General features: G+C 59.8%; 21 protein-coding genes. 16 read left to right on the forward strand and 5 right to left on the reverse strand.

Features of this window, described 5'->3' with window-relative positions; all coding sequences use genetic code 11:
• The first annotated feature begins 160 nt into the window (after window positions 1-160).
• From QD280_RS17515 to QD280_RS17530, 4 genes are all read left to right on the forward strand, one after another.
• Entirely contained in the window at window positions 161-469 is a 309-nt protein-coding gene (locus QD280_RS17515) for a putative quinol monooxygenase (protein ID WP_052384416.1), read from the forward strand.
• A 275-nt stretch (window positions 470-744) separates the two neighbouring features.
• Window positions 745-2,175: a solute carrier family 23 protein gene (locus tag QD280_RS17520; protein WP_131431991.1), complete on the forward strand. Its 1,431-nt coding sequence runs from the start codon at window positions 745-747 to the stop codon at window positions 2,173-2,175.
• A 352-nt stretch (window positions 2,176-2,527) separates the two neighbouring features.
• Entirely contained in the window at window positions 2,528-4,243 is a 1,716-nt protein-coding gene (ushA, locus tag QD280_RS17525; RefSeq protein WP_279840118.1) for a bifunctional UDP-sugar hydrolase/5'-nucleotidase UshA, read from the forward strand.
• Between the two features lie 178 nt (window positions 4,244-4,421).
• Window positions 4,422-4,874 (forward strand): Lrp/AsnC family transcriptional regulator, encoded by a 453-nt coding sequence (locus QD280_RS17530; RefSeq protein WP_043332694.1) that lies wholly within the window; start codon window positions 4,422-4,424, stop codon window positions 4,872-4,874.
• Between the two features lie 134 nt (window positions 4,875-5,008).
• Here the strand turns inward: QD280_RS17530 and QD280_RS17535 are convergent, their stop codons facing one another.
• The gene (locus QD280_RS17535; RefSeq protein WP_279840119.1) at window positions 5,009-5,827 is read right to left on the reverse strand and encodes a hypothetical protein; all 819 of its coding nucleotides are present in this window, start codon (window positions 5,825-5,827) and stop codon (window positions 5,009-5,011) included.
• Window positions 5,828-6,642: 815 nt separating this feature from the next.
• Between QD280_RS17535 and dctP the strand changes: the two genes are divergently transcribed.
• The 6 genes from dctP to QD280_RS17565 all read left to right on the forward strand — a co-directional run bounded on the left by dctP (window position 6,643) and on the right by QD280_RS17565 (window position 13,923).
• Window positions 6,643-7,734, forward strand: a complete 1,092-nt coding sequence (gene dctP / locus QD280_RS17540; protein WP_279840120.1) for a TRAP transporter substrate-binding protein DctP — start codon at window positions 6,643-6,645, stop codon at window positions 7,732-7,734.
• Between the two features lie 195 nt (window positions 7,735-7,929).
• Complete coding sequence (locus QD280_RS17545) at window positions 7,930-8,460, forward strand: TRAP transporter small permease subunit (RefSeq protein WP_279840121.1); 531 nt, start codon at window positions 7,930-7,932, stop codon at window positions 8,458-8,460.
• Entirely contained in the window at window positions 8,457-9,785 is a 1,329-nt protein-coding gene (locus tag QD280_RS17550) for a TRAP transporter large permease subunit (protein WP_131431987.1), read from the forward strand. The genes QD280_RS17545 and QD280_RS17550 overlap by 4 nt, the downstream gene beginning before the upstream one ends.
• 240 nt (window positions 9,786-10,025) lie before the next feature.
• The gene (locus QD280_RS17555) at window positions 10,026-10,865 is read left to right on the forward strand and encodes a sulfite exporter TauE/SafE family protein (RefSeq protein WP_054556070.1); all 840 of its coding nucleotides are present in this window, start codon (window positions 10,026-10,028) and stop codon (window positions 10,863-10,865) included.
• 51 nt (window positions 10,866-10,916) lie between these two features.
• Window positions 10,917-12,632 carry a gamma-glutamyltransferase family protein gene (locus QD280_RS17560; protein WP_279840122.1) on the forward strand — a complete coding sequence of 572 codons (1,716 nt, stop codon included), beginning with the start codon at window positions 10,917-10,919 and terminating at the stop codon, window positions 12,630-12,632.
• 250 nt (window positions 12,633-12,882) lie between these two features.
• Window positions 12,883-13,923, forward strand: coding sequence for a type II asparaginase (locus QD280_RS17565; RefSeq protein WP_279840123.1), 1,041 nt, complete (start codon window positions 12,883-12,885; stop codon window positions 13,921-13,923).
• 113 nt (window positions 13,924-14,036) lie between these two features.
• Here QD280_RS17565 and QD280_RS17570 read toward each other — a convergent pair whose 3' ends face one another.
• Window positions 14,037-14,696: an NAD(P)H-dependent oxidoreductase gene (locus QD280_RS17570; protein WP_279840124.1), complete on the reverse strand. Its 660-nt coding sequence runs from the start codon at window positions 14,694-14,696 to the stop codon at window positions 14,037-14,039.
• A 727-nt stretch (window positions 14,697-15,423) separates the two neighbouring features.
• On the opposite strand from QD280_RS17570, the gene QD280_RS17575 reads away from it, so the two are divergent.
• The 5 genes from QD280_RS17575 (at window position 15,424) to sodX (ending at window position 17,845) form a co-directional block, all read left to right on the forward strand.
• On the forward strand, window positions 15,424-16,116 hold the full coding sequence (locus QD280_RS17575; protein WP_279840125.1) for a hypothetical protein: 693 nt from the start codon (window positions 15,424-15,426) through the stop codon (window positions 16,114-16,116).
• 216 nt (window positions 16,117-16,332) lie between these two features.
• A complete protein-coding gene (locus QD280_RS17580) occupies window positions 16,333-16,752 on the forward strand; it encodes a tetratricopeptide repeat protein (protein WP_192838219.1) in 420 nt (139 codons plus the stop codon).
• Window positions 16,753-16,777: 25 nt separating this feature from the next.
• Window positions 16,778-16,987 carry a hypothetical protein gene (locus QD280_RS17585; RefSeq protein WP_279840126.1) on the forward strand — a complete coding sequence of 70 codons (210 nt, stop codon included), beginning with the start codon at window positions 16,778-16,780 and terminating at the stop codon, window positions 16,985-16,987.
• Between the two features lie 2 nt (window positions 16,988-16,989).
• Window positions 16,990-17,490: a superoxide dismutase, Ni gene (gene sodN, locus QD280_RS17590; RefSeq protein WP_216060260.1), complete on the forward strand. Its 501-nt coding sequence runs from the start codon at window positions 16,990-16,992 to the stop codon at window positions 17,488-17,490.
• A gap of 28 nt (window positions 17,491-17,518) precedes the next feature.
• The gene (sodX, locus tag QD280_RS17595; protein WP_279840127.1) at window positions 17,519-17,845 is read left to right on the forward strand and encodes a nickel-type superoxide dismutase maturation protease; all 327 of its coding nucleotides are present in this window, start codon (window positions 17,519-17,521) and stop codon (window positions 17,843-17,845) included.
• A 140-nt stretch (window positions 17,846-17,985) separates the two neighbouring features.
• Here the strand turns inward: sodX and QD280_RS17600 are convergent, their stop codons facing one another.
• Together QD280_RS17600 and QD280_RS17605 are read right to left on the reverse strand one after the other, a co-directional pair.
• Entirely contained in the window at window positions 17,986-19,794 is a 1,809-nt protein-coding gene (locus tag QD280_RS17600; protein ID WP_279840128.1) for a DUF262 domain-containing protein, read from the reverse strand.
• 258 nt (window positions 19,795-20,052) lie between these two features.
• Window positions 20,053-22,149 carry an NADH:flavin oxidoreductase gene (locus QD280_RS17605; protein ID WP_279840129.1) on the reverse strand — a complete coding sequence of 699 codons (2,097 nt, stop codon included), beginning with the start codon at window positions 22,147-22,149 and terminating at the stop codon, window positions 20,053-20,055.
• Between the two features lie 229 nt (window positions 22,150-22,378).
• On the opposite strand from QD280_RS17605, the gene QD280_RS17610 reads away from it, so the two are divergent.
• Window positions 22,379-23,023 (forward strand): TetR/AcrR family transcriptional regulator, encoded by a 645-nt coding sequence (locus QD280_RS17610; RefSeq protein WP_279840130.1) that lies wholly within the window; start codon window positions 22,379-22,381, stop codon window positions 23,021-23,023.
• A gap of 136 nt (window positions 23,024-23,159) precedes the next feature.
• On the opposite strand, the gene QD280_RS17615 is transcribed toward QD280_RS17610, so the two are convergent.
• The coding region (locus QD280_RS17615) for a methyl-accepting chemotaxis protein (protein WP_279840131.1) at window positions 23,160-23,735 on the reverse strand (576 nt) is incomplete at its 5' end.

A 23,735-nucleotide genomic window follows, 5' to 3' on the forward strand; every position in this document is an offset into this window, starting at 1 on the left:
GCCGCCCGTGCCCGCCGCATTGCATCCCGATGGCGGACATGCCACCTTTTCGAGGCAGGCCAGCGCAGTGCATCCCCGGCGGCGATGTCCGGCTTGCGTGCCTGATTCATTTCGCCCATCTGTTACGTCCACTTCTTACGCCCACGACAGGATTCATGCCATGTCCATCAAGCTTATCGCGACACTGACCTTCCCCGCCGACCAGCAGGACAAGGCACGCGATGCTCTCGCCGAACTGGTCGAGAAGAGCCAGTCCGACAAGGGCTGCCTGCAGTACGAATTCTTCGCGATCGACAAGAACGTCGCGGAAGGTGAGCCGGTACCGGAAGGCGACTTCGTGGTACTGGAAGAATGGTGGGATGAAGACGCCATCGAAGCCCACGTGGCCACCGAACACTTCCAGGGCTTTTTGAGCACCTTCGGCGAAGGCGAGATCAGCCTCAATATCCAGCGCCTGCTGACGCCCTGAGCCGCTGGGCGTACTTTCGCTCAGACAAGGCGCCGCGAGAGCAAAGACCGATCCCCGCCGGGCATGACGCCCGGCGGGGATCTTGCGTTTTTGGCACACGGGCTTGGCCTGCTCATCCCCTGGCCTGGCCGCGGGACACGCAACAAGTGATGGAAAAATCGATACGAGCACTGAACTTGGTTCACATCTTGCTTATAATTGGCTGCCCGCGCTGAACACTCCAGTGCCCGACACCATTTCCGCCATTGCACCGCGAGCAGAACAAGGAGCGTCACATGAGCCAATCCTCTTCCGATTCCAAGGGGATCGACGAACCACTGCTCGGCCTCGAAAGCTGCCCGTCGGTCCCCATCTCGGCACTCGCCGGCGCCCAGCATCTTCTGGCCAGTCTGGCCGGTATCATTGCACCGACATTGATCATCACCAGCGCGCTGGGCCTCGATGCCTACACCGCCAGCCTGCTGTCGATGGCACTGGTGGTCTCCGGGGTCGCCACCTGGATCCAGTCCCAGCGCATCGGCCCGTTCGGCTCAGGGCTGTTAAGCATCCAGGGCACCAGTTTCAGCTTCGTGTCCGCGCTGATCACCGCCGGATTGATCGCTCGATCACAGAATGCCAGTGACGAGCAGGTACTGGCGGTGCTGTTCGGCACCTGCCTGGCGGGCAGCCTGATCGAGATGGCGCTGGGTACGGTGCTGCCGTGGCTCAAGCGGGTCATCACGCCCGTAGTCACCGGCGTGGTGGTGATGCTGATCGGCCTGAGCCTGATCCAGGTCGGCATGACGGACATCGGCGGCGGCTTCGGCGCCGAAGACTTCGGTGCACCTGCCAATCTGGCACTGGCCGGTTGTGTGCTGATCACGGTGTTGGCCTGCCAGGTCTCGCGTCATCCGTGGCTGAGAATCGCCTCCATCTTCATCGGCATGGCCGTCGGCTGCATCATCGCCGCCATCGGTGGCCTCTATGATGCGCCGCAGCTGGCCGATGCCGCCCTGCTGGCCCTGCCGCATCCGGCGACCCTTAATACCGGCTTCGATTTCTCGCTGGCCGCCTTCCTGCCGGTAGCCTTCATCTTCATGATCACCGCCATCGAGACGGTCGGTGACCTCACCGGCAGCGCACGCGCCTCGGGGCTCGCCGTGGATGATGAGCTACACCAGAAGCGTCTGCGCGGCGGCGTACTGGGCGATGGCCTGAATTCCGCACTCGGCGCGCTGGCCGGCACCTTCCCCAATACCACCTTCAGCCAGAACACCGGCGTGATCCAGCTGACCGGCATCGCCAGCCGCTATGTGGGCCGCTATGTGGCGGGCTTCCTGCTGCTGCTGGGTCTGTCGCCCTTCATCGCCACCCTGCTGACCCAGATGCCGCGCCCGGTGCTCGGTGCCACCACCACGCTGATGTTCGCGCTGATCGCGGTGTCCGGCATCCGCATCCTGATGGCGCAGCCCATCGGGCGCCGCGAGATGATGATCATCGCGCTTGCCCTGGGGCTGGGACTTGGCGTCGGCATGGTGCCGGATGTGCTGAACGCCATTCCGGGCGCCTTCGCCGATGCGCTGCGCTCGCCGATCACCATGGGCGGCCTGACCGCCATCATCGCCGAGCTGCTGCTGCCGAAGATGGAAGACGCCGAGGTGTTCAATCCCAGAGCGAGTGAGCGTGAATCCACCGACAGCATCAGCGCGGACCAGGAACACGCCTGACCCGCAGGCGCAGCAATGAGACATGAAAGAACCGGCGCATCATTGGCCGGTTTTTTCATGTCGGTCGCCCTCTTGATGCCAACCGCGCTTCTTCTGGTCAGCCGCGCTTCTTCATGCCAATCGCTGACGCTCGCAAGCGGCGCAAGGTTCGCACTTCGTGTGTCGGTCATCCAATCTCCACAGCAATGAGGCAGACTGCATGGGGTTGTTCATGCCATCCCCACCCTTCAAGCAGTTTTACCATCAACACACTTACAATCAGCACTCTTGCAATCAGTACTCTTACAATCAGCACTCACAGATTGGAACGCGCCATTGCGCCTCGGAGCCAGACACAAGGAACGTATCGCTCATGCTGAATACTCGACTCACCTCATCAAATGCGCCGGGCTTGCGCGCATCCCACCGCTCGCGCATGGCGCTGAAGGCCCTGCTGGGGGCTGCACTGCTCAGCACGCTGAGTGCCTGTGCCAGCCAGGCGGGCCATGAATGGCAGGCCGACACCACCTATCACCTGACGGTGCTGCATACCAACGATCACCACGGTCGCTTCTGGCAAAGCAGTGATGGCGAATACGGCATGTCGGCGCGCAAGACGCTGGTCGACCGCATCCGCGCCGAGGTGGAATCCGCAGGCGGCAGCGTGCTGCTGCTGTCGGGGGGCGACATCAATACCGGCGTACCGGAATCCGATCTCCAGCAGGCCGAACCCGACTTCAAGGGCATGAACCGCATCGGCTACGACGCCATGGCGGTGGGCAACCATGAATTCGACAACCCGCTGGAGGTGCTGCTCAAGCAGCGCGACTGGGCCGACTTCCCGATGCTGGCCGCCAACATCTACGACAAGACCAGCGGCGAGCGCCTGTTCGCACCCTGGAAGATCTTCGATGAGCATGGCATCCAGATCGCGGTGATCGGCCTGACCACCGAAGACACCGTGCGTATCGGCAACCCCGAATACTTCAGCAATCTCTACTTCCGTGACCCCAAGGAAGAGGCGCGCAAGGCCATCGAGGAGCTCAACGAGCATGAGCAGCCGGACCTGATCTTCGCCGTCACCCACATGGGCCACTATCAGAATGCCGAGCATGGCATCAATGCGCCGGGCGATGTCTCGCTGGCGCGCTATCTGCCCTACGGCGAACTGGACATGATCGTCGGTGGCCACTCCCAGGAGCCGGTCTGCATGGAGGGCGCCAACCGGATGGCGGACTTTACGCCCGGCGATGATTGCCAGCCGGACCGCCAGAACGGCACCTACATCGTGCAGGCGCATGAATGGGGCAAGTACGTGGGACGCGCCGATTACGAGTTCCGCAATGGCGAGCTGACCATGGTCAACTATCAGCTGATTCCGGTGAATCTCAAGAAGACCGTCGAGGAGAATGGCGAGCGCAGGAAGGTGCTGGTCGCGGAGGAAATTGCCGAGGACAGCGAACTGCGCGAATTCCTGCGCCCCTATCAGGAAAAGGGTCAGGCGCAGCTCAACGTCACGGTCGCACAGAGCAACGGCAAGCTGGAAGGTGATCGCGATGTGGTGCGCTTTGCCCAGACCAACCTGGGACGTCTGATCGCCACCGCCGCCATGCAGGCCGGCAAGGCCGACTTCGGCGTGATGAACGCAGGTGGCGTGCGCGCCTCCCTGCCCGCGGGCGAGATCACCTACAAGGATGTGCTGACCGTGCTGCCCTTCGGCAACACCGTGGGGGTCGTGACCATGTCAGGTAGCGAGGTGCTCGAGTATCTCGAGGCGGTGGCCACCCAACCGGTGGACTCCGGCGCCTATGCCCAGTTCGCCGGCGTCAGCCTGCGCGTCAATCGCGAGGAAGGCAGCGTCTCCGAGGTGATGATTCAGGGCCAGCCATTGGCCATGGACGCGCAGTATCGCTTCACCGTCCCGAGCTTCAATGCCGCCGGCGGGGATGGCTATCCGAAGGTCACTGACCTGCCGGGTTACCTGGATACCGGCTTCGTCGATGCCGATGTGCTCAAGGCCTACCTTGCCGAGCAGAGCCCGATCGACGTCGCGGCATACGCGCCCCAGGGCGAGATCGTCTATCAGTGACGCTTGAGGCTTCTGCTCTAAACATGCACATAACAACGGGACGCCTTGGCGTCCCGTTGTGGTTTCCAGAGCCGGAATATCCTCGCCAGAGGTGGAAGTCGGACTATACAAGTGCGGATCGCACAGGTTTGATAAGGCATGCGCACCACTACAACAAAGACCGTCGAGACCCTGGCCCATGAACCTCAACCGCACCGACAGTGAGCTGCTCAACCTGCTGATCAAGGACGGTCGCATGTCCTACGCCGATATCGCCCGCAAGCTCGGCATTTCGCGAGCCCATGCACGCAGCCGCGTCCAGGCGCTGGTCGAGAGCGGCGTGATCGAACAGTTCACCGCCGTCATCAACCCCGACAAGCTCGGCAAGGGCATCTCCACCTTCGTGGATCTGACCGTCGCCCCCAGTGCCATCGAACGCATCGCCGAGGAGCTTTCCGCCTGCGTCGAGGTGGTCAGCCTCTATATCATGAGCGACCTGAAAAGCCTGCACATCCACACCCTCACCGACAGCTACGAGGCCTTCGATGCCTTCGTGCGCGCGCATATCTTCAATCGCGACGAGATTCTCTCCGTCGACTGCAAGTCGCTGATGACCCGCGTGAAGCATCGGCGTGGCGGTGCGCGGCTATGACGGCTCTGCCTCTGTCTCTGCCTCTGCCTCTGCCTCTGCCTCTGTCTCTGTCTCTGTCTCTGCCTCTGACGCCGCAGCCCCGGACGGCGCCGGGGCTGTCATTTCACTCCTCACTTCAACTATCACTGCAAGTGTCACTGCAACCTTCCCAGCCCGCGCAGCAGCCGTAGCGCGACCCACAGAAAGCCCAGCGGGAACAGCACCGTCTGAGTGATGAACAGCATGGTCAGGTCGATCACCTTGTCGGTCATCGCATCAAAGCCCTGGGTGACACTGGTGATCGGCCCGCCGACCCAGCCTTCCATGCTGCCCTTGAACTGCTGCCACCAGCTGCGCTCCTCGTGCGCGCCGCCTACCTGCTTGTCGGCGACTTCCGCCAGCTGCTGCTGCGTCACGCTCAGCTGCGCCATCTGGGTATCGCGACTGTCATCGAGAAAGGCCTGACCCGCGGCGCCGCTGGCCAGCGCGACACTCAACACCGCGAAGCGCAGTGCGATGCCCCACAGGGCCACGCGCAGGATAGCCACCTGCCACCAGCGCTGGCGGGGATGCATCCCATCGACCGATTGGCGACTGCCGGCAAGTAGCCCGAGAGCCGCCAGCAGGCAGGCACCGCTGGCGAAGGCCTTGATGATCAGCGAGCCGGAGATGCCCAACAGCAGCTTCTGCAGCGCCAGCGAGCCGGTCGCCGCGAACATCACCCACGAGAAGCGCTCGATCATGTCATTGGCGGGGTCCAGCGCTTCCCCGGGCGAGACCTGAAACACCTGCAGGTCGATGGTCGAGGACTGCAGCACCGAGATGGTCGCGTTCAGGCCCTTGGCGATGGCAAAGGCGCTGAATGCCTGGCCCAGAGTGGCGTCGAGGAAATCCAGCGCCCACTGCTGCGGCATTTCCCACCAGGCAAGCACCGCCATCACCACCAGGATGGCGACCAGCAGGATGCGCGGCACCTGTGCCTCTCCTGGCGCCCCGGGCGTGACGGGCAGGCGAGGCCCGACAGCCTTCGCCACGCATGTGGATGCGGCGGCAGGCGAAGACTCCGAGCGGGCGGTAGGCTCTTCAGGCTCATGAGGTGACATCTAACGCTCCATCAGGACAAAGCCGCATGATGCCACCGACCCGTCAGACTGTCGTCTGTGGCGCCTCGCATGAAGACTAGAGGTGGTCGAACCGGCTCTGATTTGGCGACTCTGATTGACCGACGCTGATTGACCGACTCTGAGCGCCCCTATACAGGTGCACCATGATCGATCGCACGCACCATCAGGTCGCGAACATGACAATTGATCATCTCCACCCCACATTCGTGAGCCAGATGTCACCCTCCCCGTCGCTATCGGTGAACAAATGCCGCGACAGGCGTCATCTTCTGACATTTGTCAGGCCCTGAACTCTGCCAATCAGTGCTTGCACGGCCTCACTTGGGCAACGCCAAGGGCGCGATCACGCTCCATCAGCGGAACACAGCGCCCGAAATCACCATGCAATTGATTGAAAATACAGTATAAATTTCCCTGCGCGCCAAATGGCACACGCCTTGCAGAGTCATCCGTGTAGCCCACTGACAAATGGCAGCCTCCTGGCTAACAAATGACAGGCAACGCTACTCAAGAACATGCAGAAACACCTACACAACAAGATCGCCGGCCTCGATGTCGGCATGCCGTACAGGCGCCCCTTGAGACAGAAGACTCTTTCACACAGAGCATTCAAAGCAGTCTGTCGCAAGGGCATTACTGGTCATCCGTCCGCAGGAGATCCTCCCATGACATTCGATCGTCGCAAGTTCCTGGGTGCCGCACTGGCAACCTCAACCGCTGGACTCGTGATGGGTGCGCCCGCCATCGTGCGCGCGGAATCCAACAAGACCTATCAATGGAAGATGACCAATGCCTATGGTCCGGGCTCGCCCTTCTATGTCGAAGGCCCGGGCAGTCCGACCGACTTCTGCCGCAAGGTGGAGGCCATGTCCGGTGGGCGCATGAAGATCCAGCACTTCGCGGCCGGTGAGCTGATTCCGGCTCTGGAGGGCTTCAATGCCGTCTCCAGTGGCGTGGTGGAGATGAACGCCGGCAATGCCTACTTCTGGGCCGGCAAGATTCCCGCCGCCCAGTACTTCACTACTGTGCCCTTCGGCATGAATACCCAGGGCATGAACGCCTGGCTGTATCACGGTGGCGGCCTGGAGCTGTGGCATGAGCTCTACGCTCCCAAGGGGCTGATCGCCTTCCCGATGGGCAACACCGGCGTGCAGATGACCGGCTGGTTCCGCAAGCCGATCAATACGGTCGAGGACTTGAAGGGCCTGAAGATGCGTATCCCGGGGCTGGCCGGCAAGGTCTATGCCGAACTGGGCGTGGCCGTGCGTCTGTTGCCCGGCGGGGAGATCTTCCCGGCGCTGGAACGTGGCGTCATCGATGCCGCCGAGTTCGTCGGCCCCTATCAGGATCGCCGTCTGGGGCTGCAGAAGGCCGCCAAGTATTACTACACCACCGGCTGGCACGAGCCGACCAATGTCACCGAGCTGATGATCAACAAGGCGGCCTGGGAGGGCCTGCCGGAAGACCTGCAGGCCATCGTCAAGGCCGCCGCCCAGGCGTGCAACGTCGAGAGCCAGGCCTGGTGCGAGTCGGTGAATGCCGAGGCGCTCAATGACCTGGTCGACAACGAAGGCGTCACCGCCCAGCCGCTGCCGGACGCGGTGGTAGCGCGTCTCAAGGAAGTCACCGAGAAGACGCTGACCGACATGGCGGCGGCCGATCCGGATACCGCGCGCGTGCACGAGTCCTTCATGGCCTTCCGCGACCAGCACAAGGAATGGGCCGCCGTCAGCGAGAAGACCTTCCTGGCGCTCTGACGCCTGGTGTCTCGGGTCTCGCACCTGTCGACTCGCGGCTCGCGTTCAGACCCGTCGCCCGATGAACTCGCCCTTCGCTGCGCTGCGGGGGCGAACTCAAGGTACAAGCCCCGAGCGCAAACGCCTTTTTCCGTCTTTCTGCTTCCCTGTCCAACGCCACGACCTGTCCCGTCGTGGCGTTCATGAGGCCATGCCATGCTGTACGTCATCCATTTTCTCGAGGGCATCATCGAGCGACTGGGCGTCATCGCCCGTTACTCGCTGTTGGCGCTCGTATTGCTGGTCGCCGGTAACGTGTTGCTGCGTTACTTCTTCAGCATCAGCCCCGTGCCACTCCAGGAATTCGAGTGGCACCTGATTTCTCCCATCGCGCTGCTGGGCATCTCCTACGCCCTCAAGCATCGCGCCGACGTTCGCGTCGATGTCTTCTACGACCGTTTCTCCCTCAAGGGCCGCGCGCTGGTGGATCTGATCGGTGCGCTGATGACTATCGCCATCGGCGCCGCCATCGCCTGGCTGGGCCTGAGCTACACCGAGCAGTCCTGGCAGCTGATGGAAGGCTCGCCCGACCCCGGCGGCCTGCCCTATCGCTATCTGCTCAAGGCCTTCATTCCCCTCGGGTTCGCCGCGCTTGCGCTGCAGGGCGTGGCAGATTGCCTGCGCGCGCTGCTGGTGCTGTCGGGCAAGCCCGTCGACGGTGACCTGGAACGCGAGGTGACGCCATGAGCCCGAACGAGTGGATCGCGCTGGCCATGATCGGCGGTTTTCTGGTCCTGATGCTGATCGGCATTCCGGTCGCGATTTCCCTGGCCGTGGCCGGTTTCGTGGCGGGGCTGGCGGGCTTTGGCCCGCTGCTGTTCAGTCTGATGCCGGCCCGTCTGTATGGCGTGGTCACCAACTACACCCTGCTGGCAATCCCCTTGTTCGTCTTCATGGGGGTCATGCTAGAGAAATCGCGGGTCGCCGAGGATATGCTCGAGACCATCGGGCGCGCCATGGGCGGCGTGAATGGGGGCATGGGAATCGCGATCATCCTGGTCGGCGTGCTGATGGGGGCCTCTACCGGCATCGTCGGCGCGACGGTGGTCACCGTCGGCATGCTGACGCTGCCGACCCTGCTGCGTCGCGGCTATCACCCGGGCGTGGCCTCGGCCACCATCTGCGCCTCCGGCACCCTGGGGCAGATCATTCCGCCGAGCCTGGTGCTGATTCTGCTCTCGGAAATTCTCGGCGAATCCGTCGGCACCCTGTTTGCCGCCGCCTTCGTACCGGGGCTGGCCATCGCCGTCATCTATATCGTCTATCTACTGGTGCTGGGCTGGTGGAAGCCGGACCTCGTCCCGGCCATCCCGGAAGAGGAGCGCGCCGCTGCCGGTGGCATGAAGGAATTGCTGCGTGATCTGGCGCGTAGCGTGATTCCGCCGCTGATGCTGGTGTTCGCGGTGCTCGGCTCGATTCTGGGTGGCGTGGCCGCTCCCACCGAAGCGGCCTCGATGGGCGCGTTGGGCAGCATGCTGATCGCGCTGCTGGCCCGGCGTCTCAACTTCACCATGCTCAAGGCCTGTCTGCACTCGACCCTGACCATCACCGCCATGGTCTATTTCATCCTGCTGTGCGCGCAGCCCTTCTCGCTGGCCTTCCGCGGCCTTGGCGGCGAGAACATGGTGCATGATCTGTTCAACCTGCTGCCGGGCGGCGAGCTGGGCGCGCTGATCTTCCTGATGGTGATACTGTTCGTGCTCGGCTTTTTCCTCGAGTGGATCGAGATCAGCTATATCGCGCTGCCGATGTTCCTGCCGGTCTTCATCGGCTATGGCACCGACATGGTGTGGCTGGGCGTGCTGGTGGCGATGAATCTGCAGATGTCCTTCCTGACGCCGCCCTTTGGCTGGGCGCTGTTCTTCCTCAAGGGCGTCGCTCCCCCCGAAGTCACCACACGACATCTGTATCTCGGTGTGCTGCCCTTCGTGGGTCTACAGGCTGCGGCAGTCGTGCTGCTGTTCTGCTTCCCGGGGCTTGCCACCTGGCTGCCGGAGGCGATCGGTTGGTAAGCCTGCCAGCCATCTACCGGCGCGACTCGAGACACTTGAGTGGTAATTCAGCGCAAAGGCCATTGGAAAGGTAATTCAGCAACGCGTAATGTCTTGTGGCCTGCCCACCGGCTCGCCTCCCCTGGAGACAGCACAACTGCCAGCGCTCCAGGGACATGCATCGACTGCCGATGGCGTTCATCGGCAACCTTCATCAGCAATGAACCACCCCGCGCCATACGGGGACGACAAGGAAACACCATGGAACTGTTCTCAGCCTATCCACTGCACTGGATTCTCGGCCTGATCGCCGCACTGATCGTCACCGGCATGATTGCCGGCGTGATGGCCGGCCTGCTGGGGGTCGGCGGCGGCATCGTCATCGTGCCCGTGCTCTTTCACCTCTTCAGCCTGCTGGGCGTCGATGAAGCGGTGCGCATGCACCAGGCCGTCGGCACTTCACTGGCGACCATCATTCCCACCTCGATCATGTCGGCCAGGGCGCATTACGCCAAGGGCAATCTGGACCCGGCGATTCTCAAGCGCCTGCTGCCGGGCGTGATCATCGGCGTCATCATCGGCGGCCTGCTCTCCAACCTGTTCAGCGGTGCGGTACTGATGGGGCTGTTTGCCACCGTAGCCTTCCTGGTCGCGCTCAACATGTTCCGCCGTCAGTCCACCGTGCTGGGCACTGGCCTGCCGGGCCCGCTGGGCAGCGGCGCACTGGGCACCTTCATCGGTGGCGTCTCGACGCTGATGGGCATCGGCGGCGGCACCCTGAGCGTGCCGACCCTGAGCACCCTGGGCACCCCGATGCATCTGGCCGTCGGCACGGGCGCGGCGCTGGGTCTGGTCATCAGCCTGCCGGGCACCGCCAGCTTCCTGCTCAATGGCATCGGCGAACCGAACCTGCTGCCGGGCTCCATCGGCTACGTCAATCTGCTCGGCTTCGCCGCCATCGTGCCGGCGACCATGCTGTGTGCCCCGATCGGCGCAAAGCTGGCCCACGCGATGGACGCCGCCAAGCTCAAGAAGGTCTTCGCCATCTTCCTGATGTTCACGGCACTGCGCATGTTCTACGACCTGTTCACCGGTAGCTGAGCCGCACTGGACGCTCAATAACAACAACGGAATCCTCAGGAGCAAGACGCCATGATTCATACCCGACGTGGTTTTGGCGGCGCCTGCGCCGCGCCCCATCATCTGGCGGCGCAAGCGGGCCGCGATATCCTGCGCGATGGTGGCAACGCCATCGAGGCAATGGTCGCGATGGCAGCGACCATCGCGGTGGTCTACCCCCACATGAACGGCATCGGCGGTGACGGCTTCTGGCTGATCAAGCGTCCGGGGCTGGCGCCGCTGGCGATCGATGCCTGTGGCCCGGCGGCAGGGCTTGCCAGCCGCGAATTCTATGCCGAGCACGGCCATGGCTATGCGGCTGACAGTGAGGGGGCTGCTCCCCTGGCCAACGGCAGCAGCATCCCGACCCGCGGGCCGCTGTCGGCCTTGACGGTGGCCGGCACCATCGGCGGCTGGCAGGAGGCGCTGGCCTTCTCTGCCGAGACCTCGGCGGATGAGCGCTCGCCCCTGCCGCTCTCGACATTGTTGAGTCATGCCATCCGGCATGCCAATGATGGCGTGGCCGTCAGCGCCAGCCAGAAGGCACTCAGCGAAAAACACCAGGCCGTGCTCTCGCAGCAGCCCGGCTTCGCTGAGCGCTACCTGGGCCAGAGTGAGTCAGGTGAGCCGATCGCGCTGGAAGAAGGCGCGCGACTGCGTCAGCCGGCGCTAGCCGCGACGCTCTCGCGTCTGGCAGATGCCGGTCTTGAGGACTTCTATCGTGGTGAACTTGCGACCCGCATGGCACAGGAGCTGGAAGCCGCCGGCAGTCCGCTGCGCCTGACAGACCTCAACGGCTATCGCGCCCAGCGCGTCACGCCGCTCAAGGTCCGCCTGCGCGACAGTGAGGTATACAACCTGCCCGCCCCGACCCAGGGCCTCGCGACGCTGATGATTCTGGGGCTCTACGATGCATTGAGCGCGACGCATGGCATCAGCGAAGCGGACGGCAACACCCCGCGTCACCTGCATGCGCTGATCGAAGCCACCAAGCGCGCCTTCCTGGTACGCGACAGCCTGATCACCTCGCCGGAATGCATCGAGGGGGCGCTCGAGGATAGCCTCGAAGACAGCATCGCCACGCAACAGGCACAGCTTTCTCCGGAGGCCCTTGCCCGCCAGGCCGAGATGATCGACATGCAGTCCGCGCTTGGCTGGCCGCACGAGCCCGCCGAAGGCGACACCATCTGGATGGGCGCGACGGACAGTGACGGCACCACCGTCAGCTTCATCCAGAGCGTCTATTGGGAATTCGGCAGTGGCATGGTGCTGCCCAGCAGCGGCGTGATGTGGCAGAACCGTGGGCTGGCGTTCGACCTGGCGCCGGACAGACTGCGCAGCCTGGCACCGGGCCGCAAGCCCTTCCATACCCTCAATCCGTCACTGGCCTGCTTCGATGATGGCCGTGTGATGGCCTTCGGCACCATGGGCGGTGAAGGTCAGCCGCAGACTCAGGCGGCTATCTTCACGCGCATCGCCCGCCACGGCATGTCATTGCAGGCCGCGCTCAGCGCGCCGCGCTGGCTGCTCGGTCGCACCTGGGGCGATGTCAGCACCAGCCTCAAGCTCGAATCGCGCCTCGCGGGCGAAATGGCTCAGACACTCGCAGCCATGGGCCATGAAGTCGAAGTCCTCGATGAGGCCTTCAGCGACACCCTGGGGCACGCCGGTGCCGTGATGCGCCACCCGGATGGTCAGGTCGAGGCGGCCCACGACCCGCGCAGTGATGGTGGCGCGGCACTGACGTGATGAAAACCGGCCAGTGTCATGTCACGAACTGGCCGGCTTCTTGCTTGACTCGATGGGGGATGAAGCCTTTCGCCTGACTACCCGCCTCCACCCCATGCTGAGCATCAGTCGCCACACAAGATGACAAGGAGAACTGACCTCTTAAATTTAGATATTCCTTATTCATGAATAATGAAAGATTGAGACACGACCTTCATTTGCACTCATAACAACGACAGAGCGACTCACCACAATGACAACAGCTGACTTCATGACTCCCCGCCGCCTTGTAGCTGCCATCTCGATCGCCGCCTGTTCCCTGGCCTATGGCATTCAGGCCAACGCCGCGGAACACCCGGGGGTGAAGATCTATGCCACCGGCGGCACGATTGCGGGTAGCTCTGCCTCCTCCACGGACACCACCAACTACACATCCGGCAGCCTGGGGGTGCAAGCGCTGCTGGACGCCGTACCAGAACTGGCCGATGTCGCCGAGGTGACCGGTGAACAGATCGCCAATACCGGCAGCAGCAATATCGATCAGGAAATCCTGCTCAAGCTGTCAAAGGCGATCAATGAAGAGCTCGCGACGGACGCCACCCACGGCGTAGTCATCACCCACGGCACCGACACGCTGGAAGAGACCGGCTTCTTCCTGGATCTCACCGTCGACAGTGACAAGCCGGTGGTAATGGTGGGCGCCATGCGTCCGGCGACTGCCATCAGTGCCGATGGCCCCTTCAACCTGCTGGAGGCGGTCACCCTGGCAGCCGATGAAGGCGCGGAGGGTCGTGGGGCGATGATCGTGCTCAATGACCGCATCGGCTCGGCGTATTACACCACCAAGACCAATGCCATCATGATGGACACCTTCAAGGCGACCGAGCAGGGTTACCTCGGTGCCTTCATCAGCGGCAAGCCGCACTTCTATTACACACCGGCGGCACCGACCGACAAGCCTCACTTTGACGTGACATCCCTCGATGGCCTGCCGAAGGTCGATATCATCTACGCCCACCAGGACATGGACCCGGCGCTGTTCACCGCCGCCCTCGACAACGGTGCCAAGGGCATCGTGATCGCCGGCAGCGGCAATGGCTCGATTCCGGAGACCGTCAAGCCGCTGGTCAAGCAGGCCATGGCGGATGGCATCCCGGTCGTGCGCAGCACCCGTACAGGCAATGGTATCGTCAGTGCCAAGGAAGAAGGCATCGGCAGTGGCGCCCTCAATCCTCAGAAGGCGCGCATTCTGCTCTCGCTGGCGCTGACGGAGACCGATGACATGGACAAGGTGCGTGGCTACTTCGAGTGAGCCGGCAGTCACATGACGAAACGTGACTGACTATCAATGCAAAAAGGGACTGCTCAGGCAGTCCCTTTTTGCTGCGTCACCCATTTGTCGAGGCGTGGAACGCTAGCACTCCTTCAAGGCGCGTTGCGCTGCGAGGGACTACGCGTGAAGGCGCCGGGGCGCTTCTCACCGTCTTCGCTCTCGTGATAACGCCTGGTGGCATTCGCCCACCAGGCAAGTTGTTCGAAGGCGCGTTCGAGATAGCCGCCCCATTCCCGGGCATCCTGATTCTCGGCGTAGCCGCCATCTTCATTGAGCACTTCCTGCGCTCGAGGCACGTGAATCATCGCCGAGACCGGCAAGCAGCCCAGCTCCGAAAGGAAGGTGCGCATGTTGACTGCTGCGCGTACCCCGCCCCACTGCCCTGCGGAATAGGTCGCGATCACCGAGGGCTTGTAGGAGTAAAGCGAGCTGCCGAAGTGATTCAGGAGATTGGCCAACGCCGGACTCATGGAATGGTTGTACTCGGGGCTGACCATCACGTAACCATCCGCCGCTTCGATCTGCTGGGCGAGATTGAGCAAGTCCTGGGGGGCATTGCGCTGCGCATAGGAGAACAGCGGCTTGAAGGGGTCTGCCAGATCGTAATCGAGTGGATCGATCAATACCGCCTCATGGCCACTTTCCTCGAGCTGTGCGACGCAGCACCTGGCGACCCTTTCCCCAAGACGTGCAGGTGCGGGGGGTGTGCTGGTCCGCACCGACCCCAGAAAGACCAGAATCTTCAGTGCCATTGCTCTCTCCTTGTTGCGAGCCACATGAAGTGGATTCCTGTGCTCGATATTCGCTCTAGCATTGCATCATATCCCGAACTCTGAACACCGATGCGCTGCATCGCAAGACACTGCATCAATCTTCAGTTTGCGCCTGATACAGATCATGAATGTGCATATCCAGCCATGCATGCCCTTACATGAATTTTCTGCCATGAACTTCTTGCCTGCGACTTTGCCACCTTCCCCATTCTTTCCTTGTTTGCTGCGCCAGCACCCTTCCAATCCCCGCAGAGTCATGACCTGCTGGCATGAACCATATCACCCTCAGTATCTGCAATTGGCGACTGATGCCCCTCTGCGAAGGTAGCGTGGCGGAGTCTTTGTCGTTGCGTCAGCAGCCCCGCCATTTCTCATGACAATACCGAACTCGTATCTCATGGGGCCAAGGCCTCAAGGCCATCCACAAGCCCGCCTCAGACAATGCAGTAAAGCGCAACTTAATCTCTTTTCGCCTCATGTTAGCCGCAAATATCGAGATTATCGTGACATATGGACATCATCCACCACGTCGGTTTCATTTCGTCGGTGCGCTGCCAATCATGCTATCTGGGCCATCTTCGCCATAGCCAACTCCGCGTCATGATGCTGCAACAAACATGCACTAAAACTAATTAAGTGTTAGCTTTGCCATCCCAAAAGAATGAGAAAACTAACCAACCTCATGACACGAGGAGACAGAAAGGGAATGCAAGACACTCAGGACGTTGCCGTCATCCAGCAGTTCACCGCTTCTTTCACGCATCAGACCCATCGAGAGACAGTGTCTTTCTTTGGTCGCAATCACCCGCTCTTCCGCCAGGTGCGCACGCTACGTGAAGACCACCACAGCGCCTCGAAGGCCTACCTCAAGAAGCACCGTGATCACGATGATGTGATCGACAGCAACAGCCAGCATATCTGCCTGATGGACACCCAGCACGACACCGTACTGGGCAGCATTCGCGTCACTCCCGGGAGTCTCGAGTCGCGCACGCTCTTCGATGACAGCGATGCGGTGTCCATCCCGGAGGGCGCCATCTATGAGTTCAGCCGGCTGGTAATGGCCCCGGAGGCCAAGCGATTTGCCCATGGCAATCTGCTGATGGCTGCTGCGGCACGTCATGTCAGATCCCGAAAAGGCGATGGCATCCTGGCCTTGTGCAAACGCGCCAACATGAAGATCTTCAAGCGTTTCGGCCTGACGCCACTGCACGATGCCACGCTCAGGACTGACAAGAACCTGGGAGATCTCTACATGGTGTATGCCAGCATGGAGACCATCATGCGCACGGCGAAACAGCGCTATTCCTCGCCCGAGCAAGCGCCACAGCCAGCGGAACTCTCACCAGACACCACCTCGCTCTCGCCGGGCCCGGGCCTCGCAAGCCAACCGCTCTGAACGTAGAACGCTCACTAGCACCGCGTCGCCCGCCAGTCTGTGCGCTGACAGCTAGCGTCTGATCTTGCGCGCAATACTCGGGGCCAAGCCGCCTTCCCCCTGATTTGCCATCCCCTCTTGCAGTCGCTGAGGCTTTGCACCACTATTGAATGATAATGATTATCATAATCATGGCGATTTGATTAAGAAGACGATATCCGATCACAGGAGGGCCTCATGGACGAATGGAAGCGTGAAACACAGGCAGGCAATGCGTTGTTCGAACAGGGCGACTACGCCATGGCAGAGCAGCACTATCTCAGCGCCTGCCATTTTGCCGACATCTTTCTGATGCCCTGTGCAGACCCGGATGGCGGCGTCGCGGCACTGGTCGTGAGCTACCAGAATCTGGCGGAGCTCTACCGCGCCCAGGGCCAACACCCGCAAGCGATGCGCTCCCTGCAGGCTGCCCATGCTCGCCTCTCCCATGCGCTCTCCGCCCCGGGTCTGTGCCATGCCCATCAACAGGCCTTGCTGCGCGGCAGCGGCCAGGTACGCATGGAGATCATGAACACCGTGCAATGGCTCGGCGTTACCACGCGACGGACTCACCAGACGAACCCCGCGGGACGCTCCACGACGCGGGTCCATCACTGACACTCCCCCCAACAGGAGATACGGAATGAAGAAAATCCTCACCGCGAGCGGACTGCTGTTGCTGACCGCCGCCAATACGGCCCTGGCCCACCCGGGACATGACCACAGTGACTGGAGCAGCCCGCTCGTTCACACCCTGTTCTATGGCGCCATCGCAGCCGTCATCGGTACCGCGTTCTTCGTCATTCGTCAGTCGCGTCACAAGCACCAGAACACTCAGCAAAAGGAGGATTGAGCATGATTCACGCCCTGCTTCGCGGCATTGACCGTCTGGTATCAGTCCCTGCGGCTTCCGCCCACTGTGATATTCCCTGCAAGATCTACGACCCGTCAGCTGCGCAGATCGCCGCACTCAGCGTGATTCGCTTCATGGACCTCATCAATGAGCTGGGCCAGAAGGACAGCCTGACGCTGGCAGACCAGGCCTTGTTGGCACGTCTGGTGGAGCAGAAGGAAAGCCACGCCGAGAAAGCCAAGCATGAGATTCGCATCATCTGGGGCGATTACATCAAGCAACCACAGCGGGATGCCTATCCGAATATCGATGCGCTGGTCCACAGCATCATGCTGGCCGGCTCTGCCTGCAAACAGGGTATCGAGCGGGACAAGGGGGAAAAGCTGCTGACCCTCATCAATGAATTCGCCGCGGCGTTCTGGGATACCAAGGGTGTCACGACCTTTACCGCGACCTGCCCGTATCCGCCGTCTGAAACTGTCGTCTATCCGAAGCTGGATTGAGGCAACAACATGACGCGCCAAAGAACTGATGAAGCGTGAATTGATCAAGAGTGAACGGATGCCCATCGGACTCTATCGCGTCAATGGACTCAGCATGTCTCCCGGCCTTGCGCCGGGAGATTATGTCGTGACGCTGAAACGCTGGAAATCGCGCTATCGCATCGGCGATATTGTGGTGGCACAGCACCCCATCTTCGGCCGCATCATCAAGCGCATCCGCGCGATACAACCAGACGGCATGCTATGGCTGGAAGGCACCCATCCTGTCAGTACCTCTACTGAAAAGATGGGTATTATTCCTAACAGTTCAGTTTGTGGCCGAGTTGTAGGAAAAAGCACACAGAAATTTAATTGAAAAATCTAAATTCAAGCACCCACCTTTAATACACTTAAAGGATAAAGATAAGGGGGTCGTCCCAACCCCCTAAATATCATTAGTAGCAATTACAATCAACTTATAATGACACCTAATACTCGTTTTTAGGGCATTGAAAGTCAATCACTAATAATAGAAGGAGACTCCATTTCTAAATCAGCATCTTCACTGTACGATGCGGTAGCCTCTTGTACCCCGTACTCTGAAATTTTTGATGTCACTATGGAGTAACGCTCATCAATAAACTGATTATAGTCTTCTACTGAGAATGAATCTTTACTAAGCAACCCTACGCATTTATCATTCAAAAATTGCGTGCTATATACTGCTTTAACCTTAGACTCAGTCTCAAGCGCCTTTAATGATTGAGTGTATTGAGCTGCAGGCGAGAAATTAAGCCAATCGCCATTAGTTTTAGCATGCAATAGCATAGTATTTAAAGCCAGATCTGTTTGCACACTATTCTTTGTATAATTTTTCAAGCTCTTAGGAGCCCACTTGGTGGGAATGATATGGTGAACATGGGTTTGATGTAGCTTCTCGCCAAACCCTATCTTCTCATCCTGCATCGGATCATTCGGATTTTGAGCATTTAACAAACACAGTATCAATTTACCAATCGCACCTTTAGGACTGGCATGTTTAATATTTGTTGAAATATAGGCTGAAGCAATCCATTGCGGTTTATGTGAGTCACCATGTATCATCCATGCTTTGACATCTTCCAAATCTTTAGTTTGTTTATTGTGCACTCCCTCTTGATAGCGCTGCATTAGTGAAGACACGACAAACCAAGTCCTAATTTTATTTTTTGCACTTGATACTTCAACGTGGTCACTAAAGTTAGCCTCAACAAAATCCAATGCTAGTGATAATGGAGCAAAGATCGCATCGTATGGTATTAATTTATCTGTAACATCTAACCCTACACCCATGGACTTAGTGAGGAACTCACCAGCTTTATCAAGAATTTCAGCCGCTTTTTCGCCATATTTTTCATATGACTCTTTTTGGATGTTCTTTGGAAGGTCTGATTTTTTCGGAGAGAGTCCGGAAAGCATGGCTACAACTTGGAGCAATATCTCTCCATTCTTATCCATGTTGTTATAATAACCAAACCTAGACTTTAATTCTGCAACATCTTCCTCCAAATGTATTTCAGCTGGGTAAAGTATAGCAACGACTAATTCGAAAGGTGTAAGTTGCTTGCCGGTAGTATTAATAGTAGTAAAAACACGAGCAATTGCCGGCAAATCAAAATCTTTTCCTAGTTCAATTACTGGCACCTGAATATTGACATTCGGCTTCAGATACTGCCTTACAACTTTTATAACTACTGCTTTCTCGTATTCATCAGCAATCTGATCAATAATATCATATAAATCGGATTGATAATCTTCTGTCAAATATGCGGTCCAAAGTAACTTGGACTTATCGAAATGACCTTTTCTATCTTGACGCTTCTTTTTGGGCACTAGATATCCATCGTCGGAGTCTAGATTCATACAAAAACTTTGAACTTGGTCCTTATCGCTAATATTAACTTTCTTCTCTTTCAAAAGTTCAATAACAGTTTTTACATTTATATAATACTCACTACCATCGACATCATCCAAACCATAAACAATCGATAAACCTGCCGTAATTCTCTGCTGGCCATCTAATACCAAACTCTCATGATAAGATTGTGTAGATGCTTTTTTACCAGACCCATGAAATGATCTTGGGCCTAACTTATCTCCATCATCTGATGTCAGCACTAGGAAAGAACCTATTGGATAATTTAGCCTAAGCGAATCATAGAGAGCGATAACTTGCTTATTAGTCCATTTCCATTTTCGCTGAAAGGCAGGTAACTTGTAGTCACCACTTTTTGCCTTAGAAAGAATAGATGAAAAGTTAACAGCTGTTGTTTTTGAGGCGCTCATTAATATACCTTTCACAAACTATTGAATAAAAATACTAAAAACACAAGGTAATTACAATGCAGAATAATAGTACACAAATTAGACATAATCAAGTGATATTTAAATTAGAAAAAACAAAAATCGCTTTTCAATACAAGGGGAGGAGACAAAAATCATGCTCTTCCCAAGCCAACAAACGAATAATTAGTATATATTAAACACTTACAAATTATCTCACCCCGAGATTAATTCTATAATCATTTAAAATAGTAATTTTACTCACACCACCTTCATCAGCCTCAGCGCGTCATGGATCGCCGCATGGGTATTGCGGGTCGCGACGGCGTCGCCGATGCGATAGAGCTGGAAGCTGCCCTCTTCTGCGCGCTCGGTATGTTCCGGGCTCGGGCCGTCCGCCGGTTGGGCGAGGCCTGCGATCAGGGCGTCGTAGTCCACTGCCCCGCCATTGCGTGAGTGAGGCTTGAGCCCGAAGTAGAGATCTTCCATCGGGCGGGCACCGTAGTTGACCACTACCTGATCGACGAGGCGCTGATCCGCGTAGGCACCGGTGCCCTTGCCCTGCGCCACGGCGTCATCCAGATAATCACTGCCGATATGAGCGATCAGCTGGCCATCCTCACTGCGCGTGACGCTGCCGAGGCGATAGGTCGTCGTGAAGGTGACGGCGAGACGCTGCAGGCTGCGCATGTAAGGCACCAGGTTCATGGCCATGATTTCCGGCGCGAAGGTGCGGTCTGGCGTCATCATCTCGAGCCTGGCACCGGAGTTGGCGATCATCTCGGCGGCCTGTAGCGCGGCGTGGTCTCCCGCATCATCGAACAGCAGCACGTTGCGGCCAGGCGTGACATGGCCTGAGAGAATGTCCCAACTTGAGACGACCAGCTCGCTGCCGACCTGCGGCATGTCTTCCTCGGGATAGCCACCGGTGGCCACGATGACGACATCGGGTTGCTCCGCCAGCACATCCTCGGCCTCGGCGAAGACGTTGTAGCGTATCTCGACGCCGAGCGCCTCACAGCGACTGATGCGCCAATCGATGATGCCGATCATCTCGCGTCGCCGCTCGCTCTGGGCGGTGAGGCGAATCTGGCCACCCGGCTGGTCGGCCGCTTCCAGCACCACCACCTGATGCCCACGCTCGCCGGCGACGCGAGCGGCCTCCAGCCCTGCCGGGCCCGCGCCGATGATCACGACCTTCCGGGTGACCTCGGCAGGCGTGATGTCATGCGGTTGCTCCAGCTCCCGCCCGGTCGCAGCGTTATGGATGCAGTAGGCGGAGCCGCCCTGATAGATGCGATCGAGACAATAGTTGGCCCCGACACAGGGGCGGATGGTCTCCTCCTGCCCGGCCATCAGCTTGCGCACGATGTGCGGGTCCGCCATGTGGGCGCGCGTCATGCCGACCATGTCGACCTTGCCAGTGGCGATGGCGTGACGCGCGGTGGCGATGTCCTGAATCTTGGCGCCGTGGAAGGTCGGGAAATCCATCGCCTCGCGAATCTGTCCGGCGAAGTCGAGATGCGGCGCACTGGCCATGCCCTGGATCGGGATGACATCGGTGAGGCCCGCATCGGTATCGATATGGCCGCGTACCACATTGAGAAAATCGACCTGACCGCTATCGCGCAGCAGGCGCGAGACTTCCAGGCCATCGCTGACATCCAGCCCGCCACTCAGACACTCATCTCCGGTGTAGCGCACGCCGACGATGAACTCGTTGCCCACCCGTGCGCGAATGGCGCTCAACACTTCCATGGTGAAGCGCAGTCGATTCTCGAGACTGCCGCCATAGGGGCCTTCCAGGGTATTGGTGAGCGGCGACCAGAACTGGTCCATCAGATGGCCATAGGCCTGCAGCTCGATACCGTCGAGGCCGGCTGCCTGCATGCGCTCGGCGGCGTCGGCGTAGTCCTGGATCAGCCGTGCGATATCCCAGTCCTCGACCCGCTTGGGAAAGGCGCGGTGCGCCGCCTCACGACGATGGGACGCCGAGACCGCCGGCAGCCAGTCGGCCTTGTCCCAGCGCGTTCGGCGTCCCAGATGGGTGAGCTGGATCATCACCGCGGTGCCGTGCTCATGACAGGCATCGGTCAGCTCGCTGAGCCACGGCACCACCTCATCGCGATACGCCAGGATGTTGTTGAACACCGGCGGGCTGTCCTTGGCGACCGAGGCAGAGCCCGCCGTCATGGTCAGCGCGATACCGGCACGCGCCCGCTCCTCGTGATAGGCGCGGTAACGCGCCTTGGGCATGCCATCTTCCGGATAGGCAGGCTCGTGGGAGGTCATCATCAAGCGATTCTTGAGGGTCAGATGCTTGAGCGTGAACGGCGTGAGCAGCGGGTCCTGAGCCATGTGGCCTCCTGATGAGCAGACAGCGAGAACAGGGGTGTCTTTATTGAGTACACCTGTGTACATACGCTGACTATAGTCCTAGGCTTCAGACCATGCGTCGCCGGACACGCCGTTCTCGCCCGCCTGACGCAGCCAGACTCGTCGCTGTCGCAAACAGCATGCTCACGCTGTCATCGCGCGATCGACCTCACATCAGCCCCACCATCCCCCGCCTTTCAGGAGACCGCCCATGCCAGAGTTCCCAAGCGTCCCCCCGGCAAGTGACGGCGCCCAGGCTGCCGGGCGCGGCAAGGCCGAGGACTGGCTGGAAGCCGCCTATCAGCAACTGTTGCTGGGCGGCGTGGATTCGGTGCGCGTCCTGACATTGGCCAAGACGCTGGGCCTGTCACGTACCAGCTTCTACTGGAGCTTCAAGGACCGCGACGCCCTGCTCACCGCGCTGCTCGCGCGCTGGGATGCTCACAATACCGCCGGCCTGATCGGGCGCTGCGAGCAATACGCCGCCACGGTGGTGGAAGCCATGCTCAATGTCTTCGACTGCTGGCTGGATGCGTCACTGTTCGATTCACGCTTCGAGCTGGCGATCCGCAACTGGGCCTCTCAGAACGCGGAGGTCGCCGCTGCCGTCGCCCGCGCCGATCAGGCACGCATTCAGGCGCTGACCAGCATGCTGATGCGCTACGGCCAGCCCGAGCAACTCGCCAACGTGCGGGCACGCACCACCTACCTGACCCAGATCGGCTATCTGTCGATGCGCACTCAGGAAAGCGTCAGCGAGCGCATCAGCCGCGTCGCCGAGTATGTCGAGGTCTTCGTCGGCGAGCGCTGCGAGCCTCAGGAGCTGGCACGCTTCGCGGCCCGACACCCGGCCTGAAAGGACAAAGCCCTTACCGACGGCAGTCGGCAAGGGCTTGGCAGAAACATCAACGGCTAGCTGTCACATTCAATGGCGCTCGATCAAGCTCTTGGCGCAGGGGCTAGCTCAGGGTTCAGCTTGGAGCAGAGCGCGCTCAGAAGGCTTCCCACTCCTCCTCTTCACGACGCTGAGATCCACGCGAGGCACTTGCCGGCGACGGGAAAGCCGCCTGCTCGCCATCCGCCATCGGCTGAGTGTTCATGTGCGACATGGACTGATGCGACACGGACTGGCGTGGCATGGCGTGTGTGGTCATGGTCTGTCCACCCGCCACCTTGAAACCTGCCATCAGCTGCTCCAGCGCCTGAGCCTGGGCGCTCATGCTGCGCGCCGCGCCACTGACCTGATTGACCAGGGTGGTGTTCTGCTGCGTCATCGCATCCAGCTCGCTCACCGCGGTATTCACCTGGCCGACGCCGGCACTCTGCTCACGTGCGCCGGCACTGATCTCGGCGATCATGTCGTTGACGCGCTCGACACTGGAAAGAATCTCGGCCATCGCCTGACTGGCGTCCTTCACCTGCGCCACGCCCTGCTGAGTATGCGAGATCGACTCATCGATCAGGCCGCGAATCTCGCGGGATGCATCACTGGAGCGCGTCGCCAGGGTGCGCACTTCCTGCGCGACCACCGCAAAGCCACGCCCATGCTCACCGGCTCGCGCCGCTTC

Origin of the sequence: Cobetia sp. 1AS1 (assembly GCF_029846435.1) — a bacterium.
GTDB classification, from domain to species: Bacteria; Pseudomonadota; Gammaproteobacteria; order Pseudomonadales; family Halomonadaceae; genus Cobetia; species Cobetia amphilecti.